Source organism: Pseudomonas sp. LBUM1649 (genome assembly GCF_059716155.1).
In genome coordinates this window covers 474859-495543 of the sequence record NZ_CP166807.1, presented here as the reverse complement: position 1 = coordinate 495543, position 20685 = coordinate 474859, and the positions used below count along the sequence as shown (strand labels likewise).

Genomic DNA, 20685 nt, shown 5'->3' with positions numbered 1-20685 from the left:
TTCTGTGAGCGAACTCATTCGCGTACCTGACATCGGCAGCGGTGAAGGTGAAGTAATTGAACTGTTTGTAAAGGTCGGTGACCGTATCGAAGCCGACCAGAGCATCCTGACGCTGGAATCGGACAAGGCGAGCATGGAAGTGCCTGCGCCGAAGGCCGGTATCGTCAAGAGCCTGAAAGTGAAGCTGGGCGATCGCCTGAAAGAAGGCGACGAGTTGCTGGAGCTGGAAGTTGAAGGTGCCGCTGCTGCAGCCCCTGCGGCTGCCGCTGCGCCTGCTGCCAAAGCTGAAGAGAAACCGGCCGCTGCACCAGCGCCGACCGCTCCTGCTGCTGCGCCTGCAGCCGCTTCGGTTCAGCAAGTGCACGTGCCGGACATCGGTTCGTCGGGCAAGGCCCAGATCATCGAGATCCAAGTCAAGGTCGGCGACACCGTCGCGGCTGATCAGTCGCTGATCACCCTGGAATCCGACAAGGCCAGCATGGAAATCCCGTCGCCTGCCGCTGGCGTGGTCAAGGCCATCAGCGTCAAGCTCAACGACGAAGTCGGCACTGGCGACCTGATTCTGGACCTGGAAGTGGCGGGTGCTGCGGCACCGGCTGCCGCCGCTGCTCCTGCTCAGGCTGCAGCCCCGGCCGCTGCTCCTGCTGCACCGGTAGCCGATAGCGTTCAGGACATCCACGTTCCGGATATCGGTTCGGCAGGCAAGGCCAAGATCATCGAAGTCCTGGTCAAGGCCGGCGACAGCGTTGAAGCCGACCAGTCGCTGATCACCCTGGAATCCGACAAGGCGAGCATGGAAATTCCATCGCCTGCCGCTGGCGTGGTGGAAAGCGTTTCCGTCAAGCTGGACGACGAAGTCGGTACCGGCGACCTGATCCTCAAGCTGAAAGTCAAAGGCGCGGCTCCTGCTGCTGCCCCGGCACCTGCTGCCGCTGCTGCGAGCGCTCCTGCGCCAGCCGCTGCGGCTCCTGCTGCCGCCGCACCCGTTGTTGCCGCTCCGGCTGCTGCACCTGCCAAGCCTGGCGCCAAGGTTCACGCAGGCCCGGCCGTGCGCCAACTGGCCCGTGAATTCGGCGTCGAGCTGAGCGCTGTCGGCGCCAGCGGTCCGCACGGTCGCATCCTGAAAGAAGACGTGCAGGTTTACGTCAAGGCCATGATGCAGAAGGCCAAGGAAGCACCGGCCGCTGCTGCTGGCGCAACCGGTGGCGCGGGCATCCCGCCGATTCCGGTCGTAGACTTCAGCCGCTTCGGTGAAATCGAAGAAGTGCCGATGACCCGCCTGATGCAAATCGGCGCGTCGAGTCTGCATCGCAGCTGGCTGAACATTCCGCACGTGACTCAGTTCGACTCGGCTGATATCACCGAGCTGGAAGCGTTCCGTATCGCTCAGAAAGCTGTTGCGGAGAAGGCTGGCGTCAAGCTGACCATCCTGCCGCTGCTGCTCAAGTCCTGCGCGCACTTGCTCAAGGAGCTGCCGGACTTCAACAGTTCGCTGGCACCAAGCGGCAAAGCGATCATCCGCAAGAAGTACGTGAACATCGGTTTCGCGGTCGACACCCCTGAAGGCCTGCTGGTACCGGTCATCAAGAATGTCGACCAGAAGAGCCTGCTGCAGCTTGCGGCTGAGGCTGCTGCGTTGGCTGCCAAGGCGCGCGACAAAAAGCTTACTGCTGACGACATGCAAGGCGCCTGCTTCACCATTTCCAGCCTCGGTCACATTGGCGGCACCGGTTTCACGCCGATCGTCAACGCGCCGGAAGTGGCGATCCTCGGTGTTTCCAAGGCAACCATCCAGCCAGTCTGGGACGGCAAAGCCTTCCAGCCGAAACTGATGCTGCCGCTGTCCTTGTCCTACGATCACCGTGTGATCAACGGCGCCGCTGCTGCACGCTTCACCAAGCGTCTGAGCGACCTGCTGGCGGACATCCGCACCATCCTGCTGTAACACCGGCCGGCCCTCCTTCGCGGGAGGGCCTGTCGCGTTTCATGTTTTCCGAGCGCCACGCTCGTACCTCAACCCCGCCAATTTGGCGGGGCTTTTTTTGCCCACAGTTTTTACCTCAACAGATGCCTTCCTACATTTGTGGCTGATATCCCCCACAAGTCGAATCCATTTCAGCCCGGTATTTTTCAAGGCCAAATAACTAGCCTTGCCTGCAAGGCCATTTAAAGCCGATTGATTAAAGCCGAATGGATTCGAATATGTTCAGACCAACTGTCGGGCCAATCATTGGCCACACCACAACTAACCATGCACGTATTTTTTTGCGTGGAGAATCAAATAAAGACGCCCATGCATTCGCCGGCATTCGCTATCGGCAGCTCGGTGACGAGAACTGGTCAAACGGAATTTTCGCTGAACTCGAGAAAGCCCGCGACATGTCTGCCGTCCTGGTTCTCAACGACCTGGCTGCCGACACCGTGCATGAATATCAGGCAGGTTGGTTCAGCGCGATGCAGCCTATGCGCTCTGCCGAGGCAATGCAGGACCTGCCCTTGCAATGGCCACGGCAGATCCATCGCCTGCGTACCCGCTCAAACCAGGCCAGACAACCAAGGGCCTATGTCGTGGGTTCTTGCCGCTATCTACGCCTCACCGCAGGCATTGCCGCCGAACCGCATTTGGGTGACAGGATGTTCGCGACAATAGCAAGCCTGGCCGAGCAGGCCGATCCGCCTGTCAGCGCCATGTTGATGACCGGTGACCAGATCTACGTCGATGATTTGAACCTCATTGCACCGGACCGCGAGCTCAAGGATATTCTTCTCAAGTATCGAGTGGCCTTTTCTCAGCCAAACATTGCAAAGTTAATGTCGGCCCTACCAACTTATATGATCCTCGATGATCATGAGATCGAAGACAATTGGCCAGCCAACAGAAACAAGTCCGATGACTTTCTATATGCCAATGCGATAAACGCCTATGAGCTGTACCAGGCCAGCCATGGCCCGGCACACGAACTCTGCGTCGATGGGCAAGTCGATAAGAAGCTGGACAAATATTGGTACCTGTTCACCGACGGCGATATCGAGTGGTTTGTCACCGACAGCCGGACCCGACGCCATCTTGCAGCCAGCGACCGACGCATTCTTGATATCGAGCAGGAGCAAGCCTTGTGTGCATGGCTGATCAACAGTTCGGCCCGAGTTAAATTCGTGGTCACCAGCGTCATGTTCTACCCCGACAGCAAACGCCAGGGCGATGACGCCTGGCAAGGCTTTCCCGAACAACGACTACGGCTGCTGGAAACCATTCGTTCGCACGGCATCAAGAATGTCTTCTTCATATCCGGCGATGTCCACGGTTCCCTGACCAGTCGGTTGACCCACAGCGGGGACCCGGACTTCGAAATCCACACCATCGTCTCCTCGCCGCTGTGCAACAGCCGACTGCTGCCCTACGCCAAAGCCTCCACCTTCATCCTCGATCAACCCCTGGCCCGGACGGCTGCTGGCGATTATCGACACGAACTGACGAGCACGGTGATCAGCCAGGACAACTTCGCACACCTGATTGTCGATTCCGAACAGGTCCAGGTGCGTTATCACGATCGGGAGGGCAGCCTGTTGCAATCGATCAATATAAAATTGCGCCAGGGCTGACGTTAGGTAAACAGCATTACTTTTTGCAGTTGACTGGAGAAATCTTCGCTGCGGCCGACATATTCTTATAGCACTTGGCCTTCATCTCTCTTGTCAGTCAGTGTCGCAATGATGCAACCTTGCCGCAGGCAACAGTAAAGAGGGCGAGAGCCCGGCGCGATCAGCATATTCGAAGCGAGTTTCCCTCCATGAAAAGCCAACCCGATGCCGCCAGCCGTATGGTGGCCGAGGTAGTGACGCAGTTGCCTGTGCCCTCGCGGCTCGGCATGCTGCGTTTCGAACGGCTGAATGAACCAAGCTGGGCGCTGCTGTTTCTCGATCCCAATTGCGAACGCCAGTTCGGCCTGCCGGCCATGGAACTGTGCGGCCTGGTCGGCTCGCCCTACGCCAGCCTGATGGAGCCGGAAGCACGCTATCAGCTGCATGATGCGATTCAGGCGCAGTTGAGCGGGAGCACCCACTATCTGATCCGCTACATCCTGCACACCGCCTCTGGCTCGCTGAACCTGCTGGAACTGGGCGAAGCCTACAAACAACACAATCGACACCTGCTGCGCGGTTACCTGCTGGTCATAGACGGCCTGTTCGAGGATGACCCGCTGCTACCGGCGCTGGATCTCGAAACCCAGAACTCGCGCCTGCAGATCGCCCTGGAGCTCAATCAGCGCGCCCAGCAGGAACAACTGCAGCATCTGGACCGGGTGCGTGCTCAGCAGGACCTGATCCTGCTGCTGACCCGCCAGCGCTACAGCAGCAACAACTCCCTGCGGGAAGCCGCCGAACTGATCACGCGCAGCGCCTGCGAGATTTACCAGATCGACTGCGCCAGCCTGTGGCACCTGGAAGGCTCGATGCTGGCGCCCATCTCGGCCTACCACCGCTCGACCCAGGATTACCTGCTGCCGGCGCCGATCGACGTCAGCGTTTTCCCCGATTATCTCGACGCTCTGCATACCGGCCGCGCCATCGATGCCCACAACGCTATGCGCGACCCACGCACCCGGGAAATGGCCGAAAGCCTGCGCCCGCGCGATGTCAACGCGATGCTCGATGCCAGCATTCGCGTCGACGGCCAGGTGGTCGGCGTGTTGTGCCTGGAACAAACCGGTGCGACCCGCGCCTGGCAGCAGGACGAAATCGCCTTCGCCGGCGAGCTGGCGGATCAGTTCGCCCAGGTCATCAGCAATCACAATCGACGCACCGCCACCAGCGCCCTTCATCTGTTCCAGCGTGCGGTCGAGCAAAGCGCCAACGCCTTTTTGCTGGTCAATTGCGATGGCATCGTGGAGTACGTCAACCCGAGCTTCACGGCGATTACCCAGTACACCACCGAAGAAGTTCACGGCCAGCGCCTGGCGCAACTGCCGGCGCTGGAGAACCTCAGTGAACTGCTGTTCGACGCGCCCTCCGCGCTGACCAAGAGCAACAGCTGGCAGGGCGAATTCAAGAGCCGGCGCAAAAACCTCGAACCCTACTGGGGCCAACTGTCGATATCCAAGGTCTATGGCGACAACCGCGAACTGACCCATTACATCGGCATCTATGAAGACATCACGCAGACCAAGCTCGCCCAGCAACGCATCGAGCGCCTGGCCTACACCGATAACCTGACCAACCTCGGCAACCGCCCGGCCTTCATCCGCAACCTCGATGAACGCTTCGCCCGCGACAGCGACGCGCCTATCAGCCTGTTGCTGGTGGACATCGACAACTTCAAGCGGATCAACGACAGCCTCGGCCATCAGACCGGCGACAAGCTGCTGATCAGCCTGGCCCGGCGCCTGCGCAACAGCCTCAACCCGGGTGGCAGCCTGGCGCGGTTTGCCAGCAACGAGTTCGCGGTCTTGCTGGACAACACGGGCCTTGAACTCGGGCAGCAGGTCGCCAGCCAACTGCTCACGACCCTCGACAAACCGATGTTCGTCGACAACCAGCTGATCAGCGTGACCGGTTCGGTCGGCCTGGCCTGCGCCCCCTTACATGGGCGCGACCCGCAGACCCTGATGCGTAACGCCGGGCTGGCCCTGCACAAGGCCAAGGCCAACGGCAAGCATCAGGTGCAGGTCTTCACCGAAGCCCTGAACGCCGAGGCCAGCTACAAGCTGTTCGTCGAGAACAACCTGCGCCGAGCCCTGACCCAGAACGAACTGGACGTGTTCTACCAACCCAAGCTCTGCCTGCGCAGTGGGCGCCTGCTGGGAATGGAAGCGCTGCTGCGCTGGAATCATCCGGAAAAAGGCATGATCCGCCCGGACCAGTTCATCAGTGTCGCGGAAGAAACCGGCTTGATCATTCCGATTGGCAAATGGATCGCCCGCCAGGCCTGCCGCATGAGCAAAGCGCTGACCGCCGCTGGCCTGGGCAATCTGCAGGTGGCAATCAACCTGTCACCCAAGCAGTTCTCCGACCCGGATCTGGTGGCATCCATCGCCAACATCCTCAAGGAGGAAGCGCTGCCGTCGCGCCTGCTGGAGCTGGAACTGACCGAAGGCCTGCTACTGGAAGCCACCGAAGACACTCACCAGCAGCTTGACCAGCTCAAGCGCCTGGGCCTGACCTTGGCGATGGACGACTTTGGCACCGGTTACTCGTCGCTCAGCTACTTGAAAAAATTCCCCATCGATATCATCAAGATCGATCGAAGCTTCATTCACGAAATCCCGGATAACCAGGACGACATGGAAATCACCTCCGCGGTGATCGCCATGGCCCACAACCTGAAACTCAAGGTCGTGGCTGAAGGCATCGAGACGGCCGAGCAGTTGGCCTTCCTGCGTCGCCACCGTTGCGACGTTGGCCAAGGCTACCTGTTCGACCAACCAATCCCGGGCCTGGACCTGATCGACAAGCTCAAACGCTACCCGCGCGGCCCGATCGCCTGACAGCGAGTCAACACTCGGGCAAACTGCATCTCTGATTATTCCAACGACTGAGAGGACTGACGATGGTTCTGCGCTCGGAAATTCTGGTGAACAAAAACGTGCTCCCTACTAAAGAACAAGCTCTGCCTGGCCGCGAAACCCCCATGACCGTGCCGGAAAAACACTTCGTCCACGACGCCCCGCTACTGGGCCCGTTCGCGATGGATGTGGATTTCGCGATCTTCGGCCTTGGCTGCTTCTGGGGCGCGGAACGCAGGTTCTGGCAGCGTGAAGGCGTGGTCAGCACCGCCGTGGGTTACGCTGGCGGCTTCACCCCGAACCCGACTTACGAAGAAGTCTGCTCTGGCCTGACCGGCCATAGCGAAGTCGTGCTGGTGGTCTACGAGCCGGCAAAGGTCAGCTACGAAGCGCTGCTGAAGATGTTCTGGGAACTGCACAACCCGACCCAGGGCATGCGCCAGGGCAATGACCTCGGCACTCAGTACCGCTCGGTGATCTACGCCACCAACCCGACCCAGCTGGAAGCCGCGAAAAAGAGCGCCCAGGTGTTCCAGGTCGAACTGACCAAGGCCGGCAAGGGCATCATCACCACTGAAATCGACGAAGCGCCGACGCTCTTCTTCGCCGAGGCGTATCACCAGCAGTACCTGGCGAAAAACCCGGAAGGCTATTGCGGGATTGGCGGTACCGGCGTGACCTGCCCGATCTGACCACTGCCCGATCGTTCCCACGCTCTGCGTGGGAATGCAGCCCAGGACGCTCCGCGTCCCCTCCAGAGCCGAACGCGGAGCGTCCGTTGAGGCATTCCCACGCAGAGCGTGGGAACGATCATCGCCTTATTCGGCAATCAACCAATCCATCCGCCACCCACCCTGCGTCTGCCCAAGCTTCTCGGACAACCACGGCAGCAACTCACGCAACTCTTCCTCCAGCCCCCACGGCGGATTGGCAATGGCCAAACCGGAGCCGTTCAGGCTGTTCGGCGTATCCAGCGGATGCACCAGCAACTCTACCCGCAACAACTTCGGCGCACCGGTACCGGCCAGATCCTGATAGAAACGACGCAACGCGCGCTGATCCTTCACCGGATACCAGATCGCCGCCACGGTCTGGCGCATCCGCCCAACCGCCTCTTTCAAGGACGCCGCGCAGCGCTGCATCTCGTCGAGTTTTTCGAATGGCGGGTCGATCAACATCACCGCACGCTTCTCCGGCACCGGCAACATCGCCCGCGGCACATGCCAGCCTTCGCCAAGATGCACCTTGACCCGACGATCACCGGCCATGTTGTCCTTGAGCAACACACCGTCTTCCGGGTGCTTCTCGTTGAGCAACACCCGATCCTGCGGACGAGTCAGGCGCCGCGCCAACTCCGGCGACCCCGGGTAATAGCGCAACTGGCCATCCGGGTTCATCTCGTGCAGCACCTGCATGTAATCCGCTGTCAGGATCGGCAAATCCGGCTGATCCCACAAACGCGCAATGCCTTCCAGGTACTCACCGGTCCGGCTGGCCTGATCGCCCTGAAGGTCGTACAGACCAATACCGGCGTGAGTGTCGAGATAAGCAAACGGCTGCTCCTTGCGCGACATCAGGGCGATGAGACGGGTCAAGGTCAGGTGTTTGAACACATCGGCGTGATTGCCGGCATGGAAGGCGTGACGATAATTCATGGTTGCTCCTGCGAAGGCCGGCAAGTTTACCTTTTACTGGGCGGCAAGTCAGGGCCTCGCGGCCGAGTGGCGAACCCGCCCCGCCTCCTCCTGTAAGACTTTCGAGGTATTTGTAAGTCGCGAGCCGTTATCTGCGATATTCTTTTCCAAAAAAGAATATCGAAATAAAATACAAAACCCAACCGGCGTAAAAGCAGTTTTTTATTATTTTTTTATATGTTTTTTCATTAGGATTATGAAGATAATTGGAAACAATTAAAGATAGAAAACTAACTGAAAATAATATCAAAGAAAACGCTGGCACCAGAGCTCCAAGCCCTGAAAATTCTACCCGCCAATCCCGACCACGAGGGCCGCCGGGCAACACAAGATGCTGATTAGAAATCGCATAAATTGAAAGTGCTAAAAAAAGCAAAGAAGCACCACCAAGCAGTAGTTTCAATCGTAGTGGCGCCTCCTTCAAAATATTGAAGTTTCCTGCATCGTATATTTTAATCCTGCATGAAAGACAACGCCCCCTTCTATTCGCGACAAGCCGTCTTCATCCAACTCTCCACATTTTTTACATTGCTTTACTCTAGGCTTCATTTATCCACGATTCATCTATTCATATAGAAGGGTTGTACGGACCTTACGCGTCATCGCAGTACTTCTGGGTGTCGCGCTGACGCGCAAGTGCTGGTACGGTGCATGGGAGGGAGACTAGGTTTTTTTGGAATTAATTCCCAATCCAGCACAAGCCCCCCACTGGAATGCAGCGCCCTCTGCAGTCGCTGGAAACTGCAGAGGCCGATTAAAAAATCTCCATTTCAACCAACGCTGCGAGGCAGAACATAATCAATAGCAGGACGATTACAGACCACTGCAATACAATCAGCCTACATCTTAGTGATGAAGGTAGACTTCTTATATCGTCGGCACTGATACGACCTCGTTTAATGTAGAAATCGGGGAATGTCACAAACCCGGAGATTCCCCCTACCACCATTAATTTCCCCCACGGCCCACCGCAGCTTAGATGTGCAAGAGTTATAACGGCAGGGCTATTGTGAAAATAACCCAGCAAAACCTTCATTTTTGTATGAGCCAAGTACAGTGAAAATCCAATGCACGCGATGAGCCCTCCGAAGTCAATCAGTCCGACTGCAAGAAATAATTTATCAGCAGTGCTCAAAGTCACTTCACTGACTCATAAATTTTCTCAGCAATATTTTCACCGACTTTTTCACCCACTTGACCTGCAGAAAAGGACGCTCCTCCAGCCACCAAAATTCCACAAGCCAATACTGATAAACCTCTGCTAAGGCCACCAAGGCCCACGCAGAGCCCTCCAACTATAGGGGCAGTCAACACAATACCGGAGGCCCAGCCACCGGCAAGACCTCCAGCAAAGCTTCCCGCCTCAGTGAACTTGACTCGCTCGCAAGCTTCGGTATTTCCCGCGGAACACACATCCTGAACCTTGAGGGCAGATGCCCCACCACCAACGGCCGTCCCGACCCAGCCGCCGTACTTGAGGTATTTGGAAGCCTTGGCCACACCCTCTAGATGAGTGGCGTATCCCGGCATCTGCCCTACGCCGCCGGCTTCTGTCCAGCGATGAACCAGAGTGGGAGGAGAAAGGAACATTGCACGATTCAAATTGGGGTGGTCGGGGAAGCCGATACCTTTGCGCGTCAGGCTTGTCAGGTGAATATCGAGTGTTGCGAGCAGCTTTTGGCGTTCCGTCAGAAACGTCGATGAACTCAGATGACCATCGCGTAGGAATGAATGCTGATGCAACGCTTCGATTTTTTTCAGGGTTTCGCTAACGTTATCCAGATTATTTTTGAGAATACTTGCGCCGACGCCGATTGCGGTCGAGCCATGGCCCAAGAAAGTCTGGATGGCATCACGGTGCTGCACCATGAAATCCGCTTCTTCCGGGCTAAGCGTTTCAAGTATTTGGTTGGTCCTGGCCGCCACGTCCATGAGCAAGGCTTCTTCACGGGTGCACTGGTAGTTGTTGGGGTCGCTCAGCACGATCATCGAGCCGGCTTTGACGTCGCGCAGGTTAGGATTGAGCAGCTTGAATTTGCCCATCACCGCCGGGTCACGCAGGGTGAACAAGGAGGCTTCGAGCTGTTCGCGGGTGGTGCTCTTGGGCACGATGTAGAAGCCTGGTTCCTGGGCGTCGAGACCGGTGAACCGTGGCGCAGCAGGAGCGTTTGTCGCTGACGTAAAGCCAGATGGGTGCGGCGTCGTAATGTTGCTGGCTGTCGGCGATGGTGCGGTTGTGACTGGCTGAGTGAATGTCTTGGCAGATTTCGCGATAGGTGGGTCATTCACATAACTGCCCTCGAAGTTCGAGGGAATCAGTTGGGCTTTACAGGGGCAACCGCTGAAGCTGTCAAGTGTGCCCGCAACGCGCCTGCCGTTGTTGAGGACGTGAGAAACCCCTCCGTGGATCTGATAACTCTCATCGTTTTCACCGCAGGTGACCAAGTCTCCTTCGTAGACATGAACGAGGCCGAACAAACTGAAGCTGACATCGTCCCCACCCAGAACCGCACCACCGCAAGTGGTTTTATCGCCCGGCCCAATGTAATACCCGGTAGCCATGCCTTGATCTCCCTCTCGACTGGCCTCCCAGCCGTGGGAAGCGCGCCACTGTTAACGATGAGTTACCTCACTCGAAAATGAGCTGGGTTAGTGCAAAGTACGTGCATACACAGAGAATTCAAGGCGCCCGAGCAAAACAGGAAATGTCCCACGAGCAGTACAGAAAAAGGCCACGAAGCTGGAGATAAGGGCCAATGCCTGAAGAAAAAACGGCCCGTACCTTAAGGCTGCGAGCCGTTAGAGATTGGGAGAGTTCGCCTACGCCCCCGCTGAAGGCCGCGCCCGCAACCGCCGCCCAACCACATCCAGCACGTCACAGCCATCGCGCAACGGAATGGCGCAGAGCAAGGCAAAATCGCTGAGGATGAAGGACTCGCACTCGATCGATCCGCGCATCGACAAGTTCTCAAGCACTTGGGTAACGGCGCGGATTCTGTAGTGGGCGGCGTCGGCAAGGATGTCGAGTGGCGCGTAGGTGTCGATAAACAGGGTAGGCATGTCGGTGCAGTTGCTGGTCAATGCCATGAATCGGTTGTCAGGATGAGGGATCGGCTTTTCGTAGGGTGGATCGGGATGAACTGTTTTCATTTTTTTAACTTCTGGTAGAAGCGGGGCTACCATCGGCCTTCCTACAGGCTTGGGTGGCAGCCATACGCGGGGTAGGAATATCGAGACCAGAGAACTCGACCACGCCAAAGCGTGCCCGCGCACAGCCGCCGCAACAGATCTTACGGGGGCACGTTAGTGGCCGCAAATCAGTGTCGACGCCAAAGCGTTTCATGGTCTTAACGGGTTCCTACACCCCTCCACTGAATAGTCAGTGACCACCAAAGACTATCCATGAAACCTAAGCCCCACCAGTTCATGGAAACCGCTACGTTTTGAAGGAAACGTCCTAGGACCTTGCCCGGAAATTTCGCAAGACTGACGATGCAGCGGACTCAGATCTGAATTCGCCCCCCCAAAAAAAACGGCCCGCCTCCTGTAGGAGACGGGCCGTTTTTTGCGAAAAGTCAGAGCCTCAGCTCATCCCCATCACTTGTTCAGTCGGAAATCCGCCTCAGCCGCAGCAAAGCGCGAAAGCATGCCGGTAGTCGGCGCACCCAGCTTGCTGACCATGTAGATAGCCAGGCTGGCGAAGATGAAGCCAGGGATGATTTCGTACAGGCCCAGCAGTTCGAAGTGCTTCCAGACGATCACGGTGATCGCGCCGACCAGGATACCGGCCAGTGCGCCGTTGCGGGTCATGTCTTTCCAGATGACGGAAATCAGCACGACCGGACCGAATGCAGCACCGAAACCTGCCCAGGCGTAGCTCACCAGGCCCAGTACGCGGTTTTCCGGATTGGCCGCCATGGCGATGGCGATCAGGGCAACCAGCAGCACCATGGCGCGGCCGACCCAGACCAGTTCAACCTGGGAAGCGGTTTTACGCAGGAAGGTTTTGTAGAAGTCTTCGGTCAGGGCGCTCGAGCACACCAGCAGCTGGCAGCTCAGGGTGCTCATTACCGCAGCCAGGATAGCCGACAGCAGTACACCGGCAACCCATGGGTTGAAGAGGATTTTCGCCAGTTCGATGAACACACGCTCGTGGTTTTCGGTTACAGGACCGGCCACTTCAGGGTGCGCCGAGAAGTAAGCGATACCGAAGAAGCCTACCGCCACGGTGCCGCCCAGGCACAGGATCATCCAGGTCATGGAGATACGACGGGCATTAGCGATCGACTTCACCGAATCCGCCGCCATGAAACGCGCCAGGATGTGCGGCTGGCCGAAGTAACCCAGGCCCCAGCCCATCAGCGAGATGATGCCGATGAAGGTGGTGTTTTTCAGCATGTCGAAGTTGCTGGCGTCTTGCGCTTCGATGGCCAGGAACGTGGTGTCTACGCCACCAGTGGCCAGCAGCACGATGATCGGCGTCAGCAAAAGGGCGAAGATCATCAGCGTGGCTTGTACGGTGTCAGTCCAGCTGACCGCCAGGAAACCGCCGACGAAGGTGTAGGCAATCGTCGCCGCAGCGCCGGCCCACAGCGCTGTCTCGTAGGACATGCCGAAGGTGCTTTCGAACAAACGGGCGCCGGCCACGATGCCGGAAGCGCAGTAGATGGTGAAGAACACCAGGATCACGACGGCGGAGATGATCCGCAGCAGGCCGCTTTTGTCCTCGAAACGGCTGGAGAAGTAGTCCGGCAGGGTCAGCGCATCGCCGTTGTGCTCAGTCTGCACGCGCAGGCGGCCGGCGACGAACAACCAGTTCAGGTAAGCACCGACGATCAGGCCGATGGCGATCCAGCTTTCGGACAGACCGGACATGTAGATGGCGCCCGGCAGGCCCATCAACAACCAGCCGCTCATGTCGGATGCACCGGCGGACAACGCGGTCACGACGCTGCCCAGGCTACGGCCGCCCAGAATGTAGTCGGAAAGGTTGTTGGTGGAGCGATAGGCCATGAAGCCGATCAGCACCATTGCTGCGATGTAGATCACGAACGTGATCAGGGTTGGATTGCTTACGCTCATTTAAGTGATGCCCTGGCATTGTTTTTATGTAGCGGCGGCTGGTGAACCGTTTTCAAACGGTGACGTTTGAAAGACGATCCGGGATCCCGCGCATTTATGACCGATGTTTCCCCAGGAAAGCCATCAGCCGGCACACCGGTCTTGCGACTGGTTGCACCTTGGTGCGCGAATGCTATTCAACAAAGCAAATAAGGTGCAACCCATTTCTTGAGAATAAGTTGCACCCAGTCGGAAATTTATTTCGAACCGAGTTTTTTGCTCCTTTTCGGAGCAAGAACGAACGCCAACCAATCCAAAAAGCACCAAGGCGATGCAGCAATGGCGCAGTAGAATTTATTTCCTGACGAACTGCCGTTTATTCCAGTAAAAAAAGGGTTGCACCCGGTTGCACCTCATTCATCGCACGGCTAATCTTGGCGCCAGCTGATGCCACGCAGTCGTGGCAAACATGAGGATAAAAACATGGCTACCACCACCCTTGGGGTCAAACTCGATGACCCGACCCGCGAACGCCTCAAGGCTGCCGCGACCTCGATTGATCGCACGCCGCACTGGCTGATCAAGCAGGCAATTTTCAATTACCTGGAAAAACTCGAGGGTGGTGCAACCCTGTCCGAGCTGAGCGGTATGACCCGGGACGCTGACGAAGCGGGCGAAGTCCATGTCGACCACGCGCACCAGTGCTTCCTCGAATTCGCCGAAAGCATCCTGCCGCAATCGGTCCTGCGTGCTTCGATCACCGCGGCTTACCGTCGCCCGGAACCCGAAGTGGTGCCGATGCTGATCGAGCAGGCCCGCTTGCCGGCGCCAATGGCTGAAGCCACCAACAAACTTGCCGCCTCGATCGCGGAAAAACTGCGTAACCAGAAGAGTGCTGGCGGTCGTGCAGGAATTGTTCAGGGCCTGTTGCAGGAATTCTCCCTGTCGTCCCAGGAAGGCGTGGCGCTGATGTGCCTGGCCGAGGCGCTGCTGCGCATTCCAGACAAAGGCACCCGTGATGCCCTGATCCGCGACAAGATCAGCACCGGCAACTGGCAGCCGCACCTGGGCAACAGCCCGTCGCTGTTCGTCAACGCTGCGACCTGGGGCCTGCTGCTGACCGGCAAGCTCGTGTCCACGCACAACGAAGCCGGCCTGACTTCGTCCCTGAGCCGCATCATCGGCAAGAGCGGCGAGCCGATGATCCGCAAGGGCGTCGACATGGCCATGCGCCTGATGGGCGAGCAGTTCGTTACCGGCGAAACCATCGCCGAAGCCCTGGCCAACGCCAGCAAGTTCGAAGCCAAGGGCTTCCGCTATTCCTACGACATGCTCGGTGAAGCCGCACTGACCGAGCACGATGCGCAGAAGTACCTGGCATCGTACGAACAAGCTATCCACTCGATCGGCAAAGCGTCCCACGGTCGTGGGATTTATGAAGGCCCGGGCATTTCGATCAAGCTGTCGGCCTTGCATCCGCGTTACAGCCGCGCCCAGTACGAGCGCGTGATGGACGAGCTGTACCCGCGCCTGCTGTCGCTGACCTTGCTGGCCAAGCAATACGACATCGGCCTGAACATCGACGCCGAAGAAGCCGACCGCCTGGAGCTGTCGCTGGATTTGCTGGAGCGCCTGTGCTTCGAGCCGCAACTGACTGGCTGGAACGGCATCGGTTTCGTGATCCAGGCTTATCAGAAGCGTTGCCCGTACGTGATTGACTACGTGATCGACCTGGCTCGCCGCAGCCGTCATCGCCTGATGATCCGCCTGGTCAAAGGCGCGTACTGGGACAGCGAAATCAAGCGTGCCCAGGTCGAAGGCCTGGAAGGCTATCCGGTCTACACCCGCAAGGTGTACACCGACGTGTCCTACATCGCTTGCGCACGCAAACTGCTGTCGGTGCCGGAAGTCATCTACCCGCAGTTCGCCACGCACAACGCCCACACCTTGTCGGCCATTTATCACATCGCCGGTCAGAACTATTACCCGGGCCAGTACGAGTTCCAGTGCCTGCACGGCATGGGTGAACCGCTGTATGAACAAGTTGTAGGCAAGGTTGCCGAAGGCAAGCTGAACCGTCCGTGCCGCGTGTACGCACCGGTTGGCACTCATGAAACCCTGCTGGCCTATCTGGTCCGTCGCCTGCTGGAAAACGGCGCGAACACCTCGTTCGTCAACCGTATTGCCGACCAGTCGATTTCGATTCAGGAACTGGTGGCCGACCCGGTGGCGAGCATCGAGCAGATGGCGACCGTGGAAGGTGGTTTCGGCCTGCCGCACCCGCGCATTCCTCTGCCGCGCGATCTGTACGGTTCCGAGCGCGCCAACTCCAGCGGCATCGACATGGCCAACGAACATCGCCTGGCGTCCCTGTCCTGCGCCCTGCTGGCCACCGCGCACAACCACTGGAAAGCCGCGCCGATGCTCGGTTGCGCGTCCAGCAGCGAAACGCCTGCGCCAGTCCTGAACCCGTCCGACCTGCGTGACGTGGTCGGCCATGTGCAGGAAGCGACTGTCGAAGACGTCGACAACGCTATCCAGTGCGCCCTGAACGCCGCACCGATCTGGCAGGCCACCCCGCCGGCCGAACGCGCCGCGATCCTGGAGCGCGCTGCCGACCTGATGGAAGCCGAGATCCAGCCGCTGATGGGCCTGCTGGCTCGCGAAGCCGGCAAGACCTTTGCCAACGCCATCGCCGAAGTGCGTGAAGCCGTGGACTTCCTGCGTTATTACGCGGTACAAGCGCGCAACGACTTCACCAATGACGCCCACCGCCCTCTGGGTCCAGTGGTGTGCATCAGCCCGTGGAACTTCCCGCTGGCAATCTTCAGCGGCCAAGTGGCTGCGGCACTGGCTGCCGGTAACCCGGTATTGGCCAAGCCTGCGGAACAGACTCCGCTGGTGGCCGCTCAAGCCGTGCGCCTGCTGCTCGAAGCCGGGATTCCGCAAGGCGTGCTGCAACTGCTGCCGGGCCGTGGCGAAACCGTCGGTGCCGGCCTGGTGGGCGACGATCGCGTCAAAGGCGTGATGTTCACCGGTTCCACCGAAGTCGCGCGCCTGCTGCAACGCAACATTGCCGGTCGCCTGGACAGCCAAGGTCGCCCGATTCCGTTGATCGCCGAAACCGGTGGCCAGAACGCGATGATCGTCGACTCTTCGGCACTGACCGAACAAGTGGTGATCGATGTGGTTTCGTCGGCCTTCGACAGCGCCGGCCAGCGTTGTTCGGCCCTGCGCGTCCTGTGCCTGCAGGAAGATTCCGCCGACCGCGTCATCGAAATGCTCAAGGGTGCCATGGCTGAAAGCCGCCTCGGCAACCCTGAACGCCTGTCCGTGGACATCGGCCCGGTGATCGACGCCGAAGCCAAGGCTGGCATCGAGAAACACATCCAGGCCATGCGCGACAAAGGTCGCAGCGTGTACCAGGTAGCCATCGCCGACGCCGAAGAAGTGAAACGCGGCACCTTCGTGATGCCAACGCTGATCGAACTGGAAAGCTTCGACGAACTGCAAAGGGAGATCTTCGGCCCGGTGCTTCACGTGGTGCGCTACAAGCGCAAAGACATCGATCAACTGATCGCTCAGATCAACGCTTCCGGCTATGGTCTGACGCTGGGCGTGCACACTCGTATTGACGAGACCATCGCCAAGGTGATCGACAACGTCAATGCCGGTAACGTCTACGTGAACCGCAACATCGTTGGTGCCGTGGTCGGCGTGCAGCCATTCGGCGGCGAAGGCCTGTCGGGTACCGGCCCGAAAGCCGGTGGCCCGCTGTACCTGTACCGCCTGCTGTCGACTCGTCCTACCGATGCGATCGAACAATCCTTCGCCCGTGGCGATGCCATTGCCGCCCCGGATGTTCGTCTGCGTGACGCCATGAGCAAACCGCTGACCGCCCTGAAAACCTGGGCCGACAGCAACAAGTTCGCCGACCTGAGCACCCTGTGCGTGCAATTCGCCGCACAATCGCAAAGCGGTATCACCCGCTTGCTGGCCGGCCCGACCGGCGAGCGCAACAGCTATGCGATCCTGCCGCGCGAGCACGTGCTGTGCCTGGCGGACGTCGAAGGCGACCTGCTAACGCAACTGGCTGCAGTATTGGCTGTCGGCGGTTCGGCGGTATGGCCGGAAGCTGAGCTGACCAAGGCCTTGTTCGCCCGTCTGCCGAAAGACATTCAGGCACGCATCAAGCTGGTTTCCGACTGGAACAAGGACGAAGTGGTGATCGATGCGGTGCTGCATCACGGCCACTCCGATCAGTTGCGCGCGGTTTGCCAGCAAGTGGCCAAGCGTGCTGGCGCAATCGTCGGGGTTCAGGGCTTGTCGCAGGGTGAAACCAACATTGCGTTGGAGCGTCTGGTGATAGAGCGGGCGTTGAGCGTTAACACGGCTGCGGCGGGTGGTAATGCCAGCCTGATGACGATCGGTTAATACCTCCCCATCATGATCGTTCCCACGCTCCGCGTGGGAACGCAGCCCGGGACGCTCTGCGTCCCATCGGTGTCAGACTCGAAATCGGCAGCGCGGCTGGAACGCGGAGCGTCCCTTGAGGCATTCCCACGCAGAGCGTGGGAACGATCTTTACCTCACCTCGTTCTGCCCCTTTATCACCCTCATCAATCATCCTTTCACCCCACCCTCCCCACGCCTAGACTCGGTCCACTCCAATAAAAGGTAGGCCGCCATGTCCGAGACGTTGCTCAGTTCCCGCAATCTGGCTTTCGAGCTGTATGAAGTCCTTGATGCCGAGGGCCTGACCCAGCGTGAGCGTTTCGCCGAGCACAATCGCGAAACCTTCGATGCCGCCCTCGGCACCGCCCGCAACATCGCCGAGAAGTTCTTCGCCCCGCATAACCGCAAGGGTGACGAGAACGAGCCGCGCTATGAGGACGGCCAGGCGATTCTGATTCCGGAAGTGAAACCGGCGGTGGATGCCTTCCTCGAAGCCGGCTTCCTCAATGCCGCGCGCAGTTTCGACGCTGGTGGCATGCAGCTTCCTACACTGCTGTCCCAAGCCTGCTTCGCGCACTTTCAATCGGCCAACGCGGCGACGACCTCCTATCCGTTCCTGACCATGGGCGCGGCGAACCTGATCGAAAGTTTCGGCACGCAAGAACAGAAGCGCCGCTTCCTGCAACCGATGATCGACGGTCGCTTCTTCGGCACCATGGCCCTGACCGAACCCCACGCAGGCTCGTCGCTGTCGGATATTCGTACACGGGCCGAGCCTGCGTCCGACGGCACCTATCGCCTCAAGGGCAACAAGATCTTCATCTCCGGCGGCGATCATCCGCTGTCGGAAAACATCGTGCACATGGTCCTGGCCAAGTTGCCGGATGCACCAGCCGGCGTGAAGGGTATTTCGCTGTTCATCGTGCCCAAGTTCCTGGTCAACGATGACGGCAGTCTCGGCAAGCGCAACGACGTGCTGCTGGCCGGGCTGTTCCACAAGATGGGCTGGCGCGGCACCACGTCCACCGCGCTGAACTTCGGCGATAACGGCGAGTGCGTGGGCTATCTGGTGGGCAAGCCGCACCACGGCTTGAGCTACATGTTCCAAATGATGAACGAAGCGCGAATCGGTGTCGGCATGGGTGCGGTGATGCTCGGCTACGCCGGCTACCTGTATTCGCTGGAGTACGCCCGCGAGCGCCCGCAGGGTCGCGTTCCAGACAGCAAGGACCCGAACACCGCTCCGGTGGCGATCATCCAGCATGCCGACGTCAAACGCATGCTGTTGACGCAGAAGGCTTACGTCGAAGGATCGTTCGATCTGGGGTTGTACACCGCACGCTTGTTCGACGACACCACTACCCTTGAGACCGAAGCCGAACGCAAGCAGGCACATGAACTGCTGGATTTGCTGACGCCCATCGCCAAATCCTGGCCTTCGGAGTTTTGCCTGAAGGCCAACGAACTGGCGATCCAGATCCTCGGCGGCCACGGCTATACCCGCGAATATCCGGTCGAGCAGTACTACCGCGACAACCGTTTGAACCCGATCCACGAAGGCACTCACGGCATTCAGTCGCTGGACCTGCTGGGCCGCAAACTGGCACAGAACGGCGGCGCGGGGCTCAAGCAATTGATCCGCCTGATCGCCGAAACCGCCGAGCGCGCACAGGCCCATGAATCGCTGACCCTGTTGCGTGAACCGCTGGAGAAACTGGTGGCGCGCCTGCAAACCGTGACCATTGGCCTGCTGACGGACCTGGCCCAGGGCAAGGTCAACAGCAGCCTGGCGAACTCGGCGCTGTACCTGAAAGTGTTCGGCCACACGGTGATTGGTTGGCGCTGGCTGGAGCAGGCGATTCGCGCCGAGGAAGGGCTGGTCAAAGGGAATTTGGCGGATGTGAGTTTCTATAAAGGCAAGTTGCAGGCAGCGCGGTACTTCCTGACTTGGGAAGTGCCGGGGTGCCACCATGAGCTGGCGATTCTTGAGGCGCGGGATGATGTTTGCCTTGGGATGCAGGATGAGTGGTTCTGATCCACCCTTACCGATCGTTCCCACGCTCTGCGTGGGAATGCCTCCTGTGACGCTCTGCGTCACGATCCAAAAGGGACGCGGAGCGTCCCGGGCTGCATTCCCACGCAGAGCGTGGGAACGATCAGTTAGCGGAGCCTGAACCCACCCATCTGCCGCGCCAGATCATCCGCCAGGCGCTGCAACGTATGACAATCTTCCCGACAAGCCCTGACGTCCGCCGCCGTCGCCCGCGCCAGATCAGAAATCCCCTGCACGTTGCGATTGATCTCCTCGGTCACCGCCGACTGCTCTTCCGTCGCTGTTGCGACCTGATGGTTCATGTCGCTGATGCGCTCGACCTGCCCGGTAATCGCCGTCAACGAAGCCCCGGTGCGCTGGCTCGACTCAACCCCCGTGCCCGTCGCCGCTTGCCCGGTGTGCATCGACGACACTGCATTCTCCGCGCCCTGCTTGAGACTGCCGATCATCTGCTGGATCTCATCGGTGGAAGCCTGCGTACGTCGAGCTAAAGTGCGCACTTCATCGGCAACCACCGCGAACCCGCGCCCCATATCTCCGGCCCGCGCGGCTTCAATGGCGGCGTTGAGCGCCAGCAAGTTGGTCTGTTCGGAAATCCCGCGAATCACCGCCAGCACCTGATCGATCGACGCCACCTGATTGGCCAATTCGCCCACGGCGCTGGCGGCGACACCGATTTCGTCGGACATGCTTTCAATATGGCGGATCGAACCGCCGACCACTTCCCGCGCGTGCATTGCTTCATCCCGGGCGTTTTGCGAAGCGACTGCCGCGTTGCCGGCGTTTTGCGCAATTTCCTGCACGGTCAGGCCCATTTCGTGGACCGCGGTGGCGACCATATCGGTCATCTCCTGCTGGCGCCCGGAACGCTCTGCGGTGTTGTCCACCACCCGCGCCACCTGGCCGACTGCGGTACGCA

12 protein-coding genes are annotated in these 20685 nt (G+C 59.2%); 6 read left to right on the top strand and 6 right to left on the bottom strand.

Annotated features, from left to right (window positions below):
- Positions 1 to 4 precede the first annotated feature (4 nt).
- The 4 genes from aceF to msrA all read left to right on the top strand — a co-directional run bounded on the left by aceF (position 5) and on the right by msrA (position 7195).
- Positions 5 to 1945 carry a dihydrolipoyllysine-residue acetyltransferase gene (gene aceF, locus ACA058_RS02185; protein ID WP_497637641.1) on the top strand — a complete coding sequence of 647 codons (1941 nt, stop codon included), beginning with the start codon at positions 5 to 7 and terminating at the stop codon, positions 1943 to 1945.
- A gap of 257 nt (positions 1946 to 2202) precedes the next feature.
- A complete protein-coding gene (locus tag ACA058_RS02180) occupies positions 2203 to 3603 on the top strand; it encodes an alkaline phosphatase D family protein (protein ID WP_497639849.1) in 1401 nt (466 codons plus the stop codon).
- 188 nt (positions 3604 to 3791) lie between these two features.
- The gene (locus tag ACA058_RS02175; protein ID WP_497637640.1) at positions 3792 to 6485 is read left to right on the top strand and encodes a putative bifunctional diguanylate cyclase/phosphodiesterase; all 2694 of its coding nucleotides are present in this window, start codon (positions 3792 to 3794) and stop codon (positions 6483 to 6485) included.
- 62 nt (positions 6486 to 6547) lie between these two features.
- Complete coding sequence (gene msrA, locus ACA058_RS02170; protein WP_497637639.1) at positions 6548 to 7195, top strand: peptide-methionine (S)-S-oxide reductase MsrA; 648 nt, start codon at positions 6548 to 6550, stop codon at positions 7193 to 7195.
- Positions 7196 to 7321: 126 nt separating this feature from the next.
- Here msrA and ACA058_RS02165 read toward each other — a convergent pair whose 3' ends face one another.
- From ACA058_RS02165 to putP, 5 genes are all read right to left on the bottom strand, one after another.
- Positions 7322 to 8158, bottom strand: a complete 837-nt coding sequence (locus ACA058_RS02165; RefSeq protein WP_497637638.1) for a 23S rRNA (adenine(2030)-N(6))-methyltransferase RlmJ — start codon at positions 8156 to 8158, stop codon at positions 7322 to 7324.
- 127 nt (positions 8159 to 8285) lie between these two features.
- Complete coding sequence (locus ACA058_RS02160) at positions 8286 to 8600, bottom strand: hypothetical protein (RefSeq protein ID WP_497637637.1); 315 nt, start codon at positions 8598 to 8600, stop codon at positions 8286 to 8288.
- A 734-nt stretch (positions 8601 to 9334) separates the two neighbouring features.
- Entirely contained in the window at positions 9335 to 10759 is a 1425-nt protein-coding gene (locus tag ACA058_RS02155) for a PAAR domain-containing protein (protein ID WP_497637636.1), read from the bottom strand.
- Positions 10760 to 11017: 258 nt separating this feature from the next.
- Complete coding sequence (locus ACA058_RS02150; protein ID WP_497637635.1) at positions 11018 to 11347, bottom strand: hypothetical protein; 330 nt, start codon at positions 11345 to 11347, stop codon at positions 11018 to 11020.
- Positions 11348 to 11794: 447 nt separating this feature from the next.
- Positions 11795 to 13279, bottom strand: a complete 1485-nt coding sequence (gene putP, locus ACA058_RS02145) for a sodium/proline symporter PutP (protein WP_497637634.1) — start codon at positions 13277 to 13279, stop codon at positions 11795 to 11797.
- 462 nt (positions 13280 to 13741) lie between these two features.
- Here putP and putA point away from each other — a divergent pair, with 462 nt between their 5' ends.
- Together putA and ACA058_RS02135 are read left to right on the top strand one after the other, a co-directional pair.
- Positions 13742 to 17692: a trifunctional transcriptional regulator/proline dehydrogenase/L-glutamate gamma-semialdehyde dehydrogenase gene (gene putA, locus ACA058_RS02140; RefSeq protein WP_497637633.1), complete on the top strand. Its 3951-nt coding sequence runs from the start codon at positions 13742 to 13744 to the stop codon at positions 17690 to 17692.
- Positions 17693 to 17945: 253 nt separating this feature from the next.
- Positions 17946 to 19748 carry an acyl-CoA dehydrogenase gene (locus ACA058_RS02135; protein WP_497637632.1) on the top strand — a complete coding sequence of 601 codons (1803 nt, stop codon included), beginning with the start codon at positions 17946 to 17948 and terminating at the stop codon, positions 19746 to 19748.
- A 125-nt stretch (positions 19749 to 19873) separates the two neighbouring features.
- Here ACA058_RS02135 and ACA058_RS02130 read toward each other — a convergent pair whose 3' ends face one another.
- Entirely contained in the window at positions 19874 to 20605 is a 732-nt protein-coding gene (locus ACA058_RS02130) for a methyl-accepting chemotaxis protein (RefSeq protein WP_497639848.1), read from the bottom strand.
- Positions 20606 to 20685: the final 80 nt, after the last annotated feature.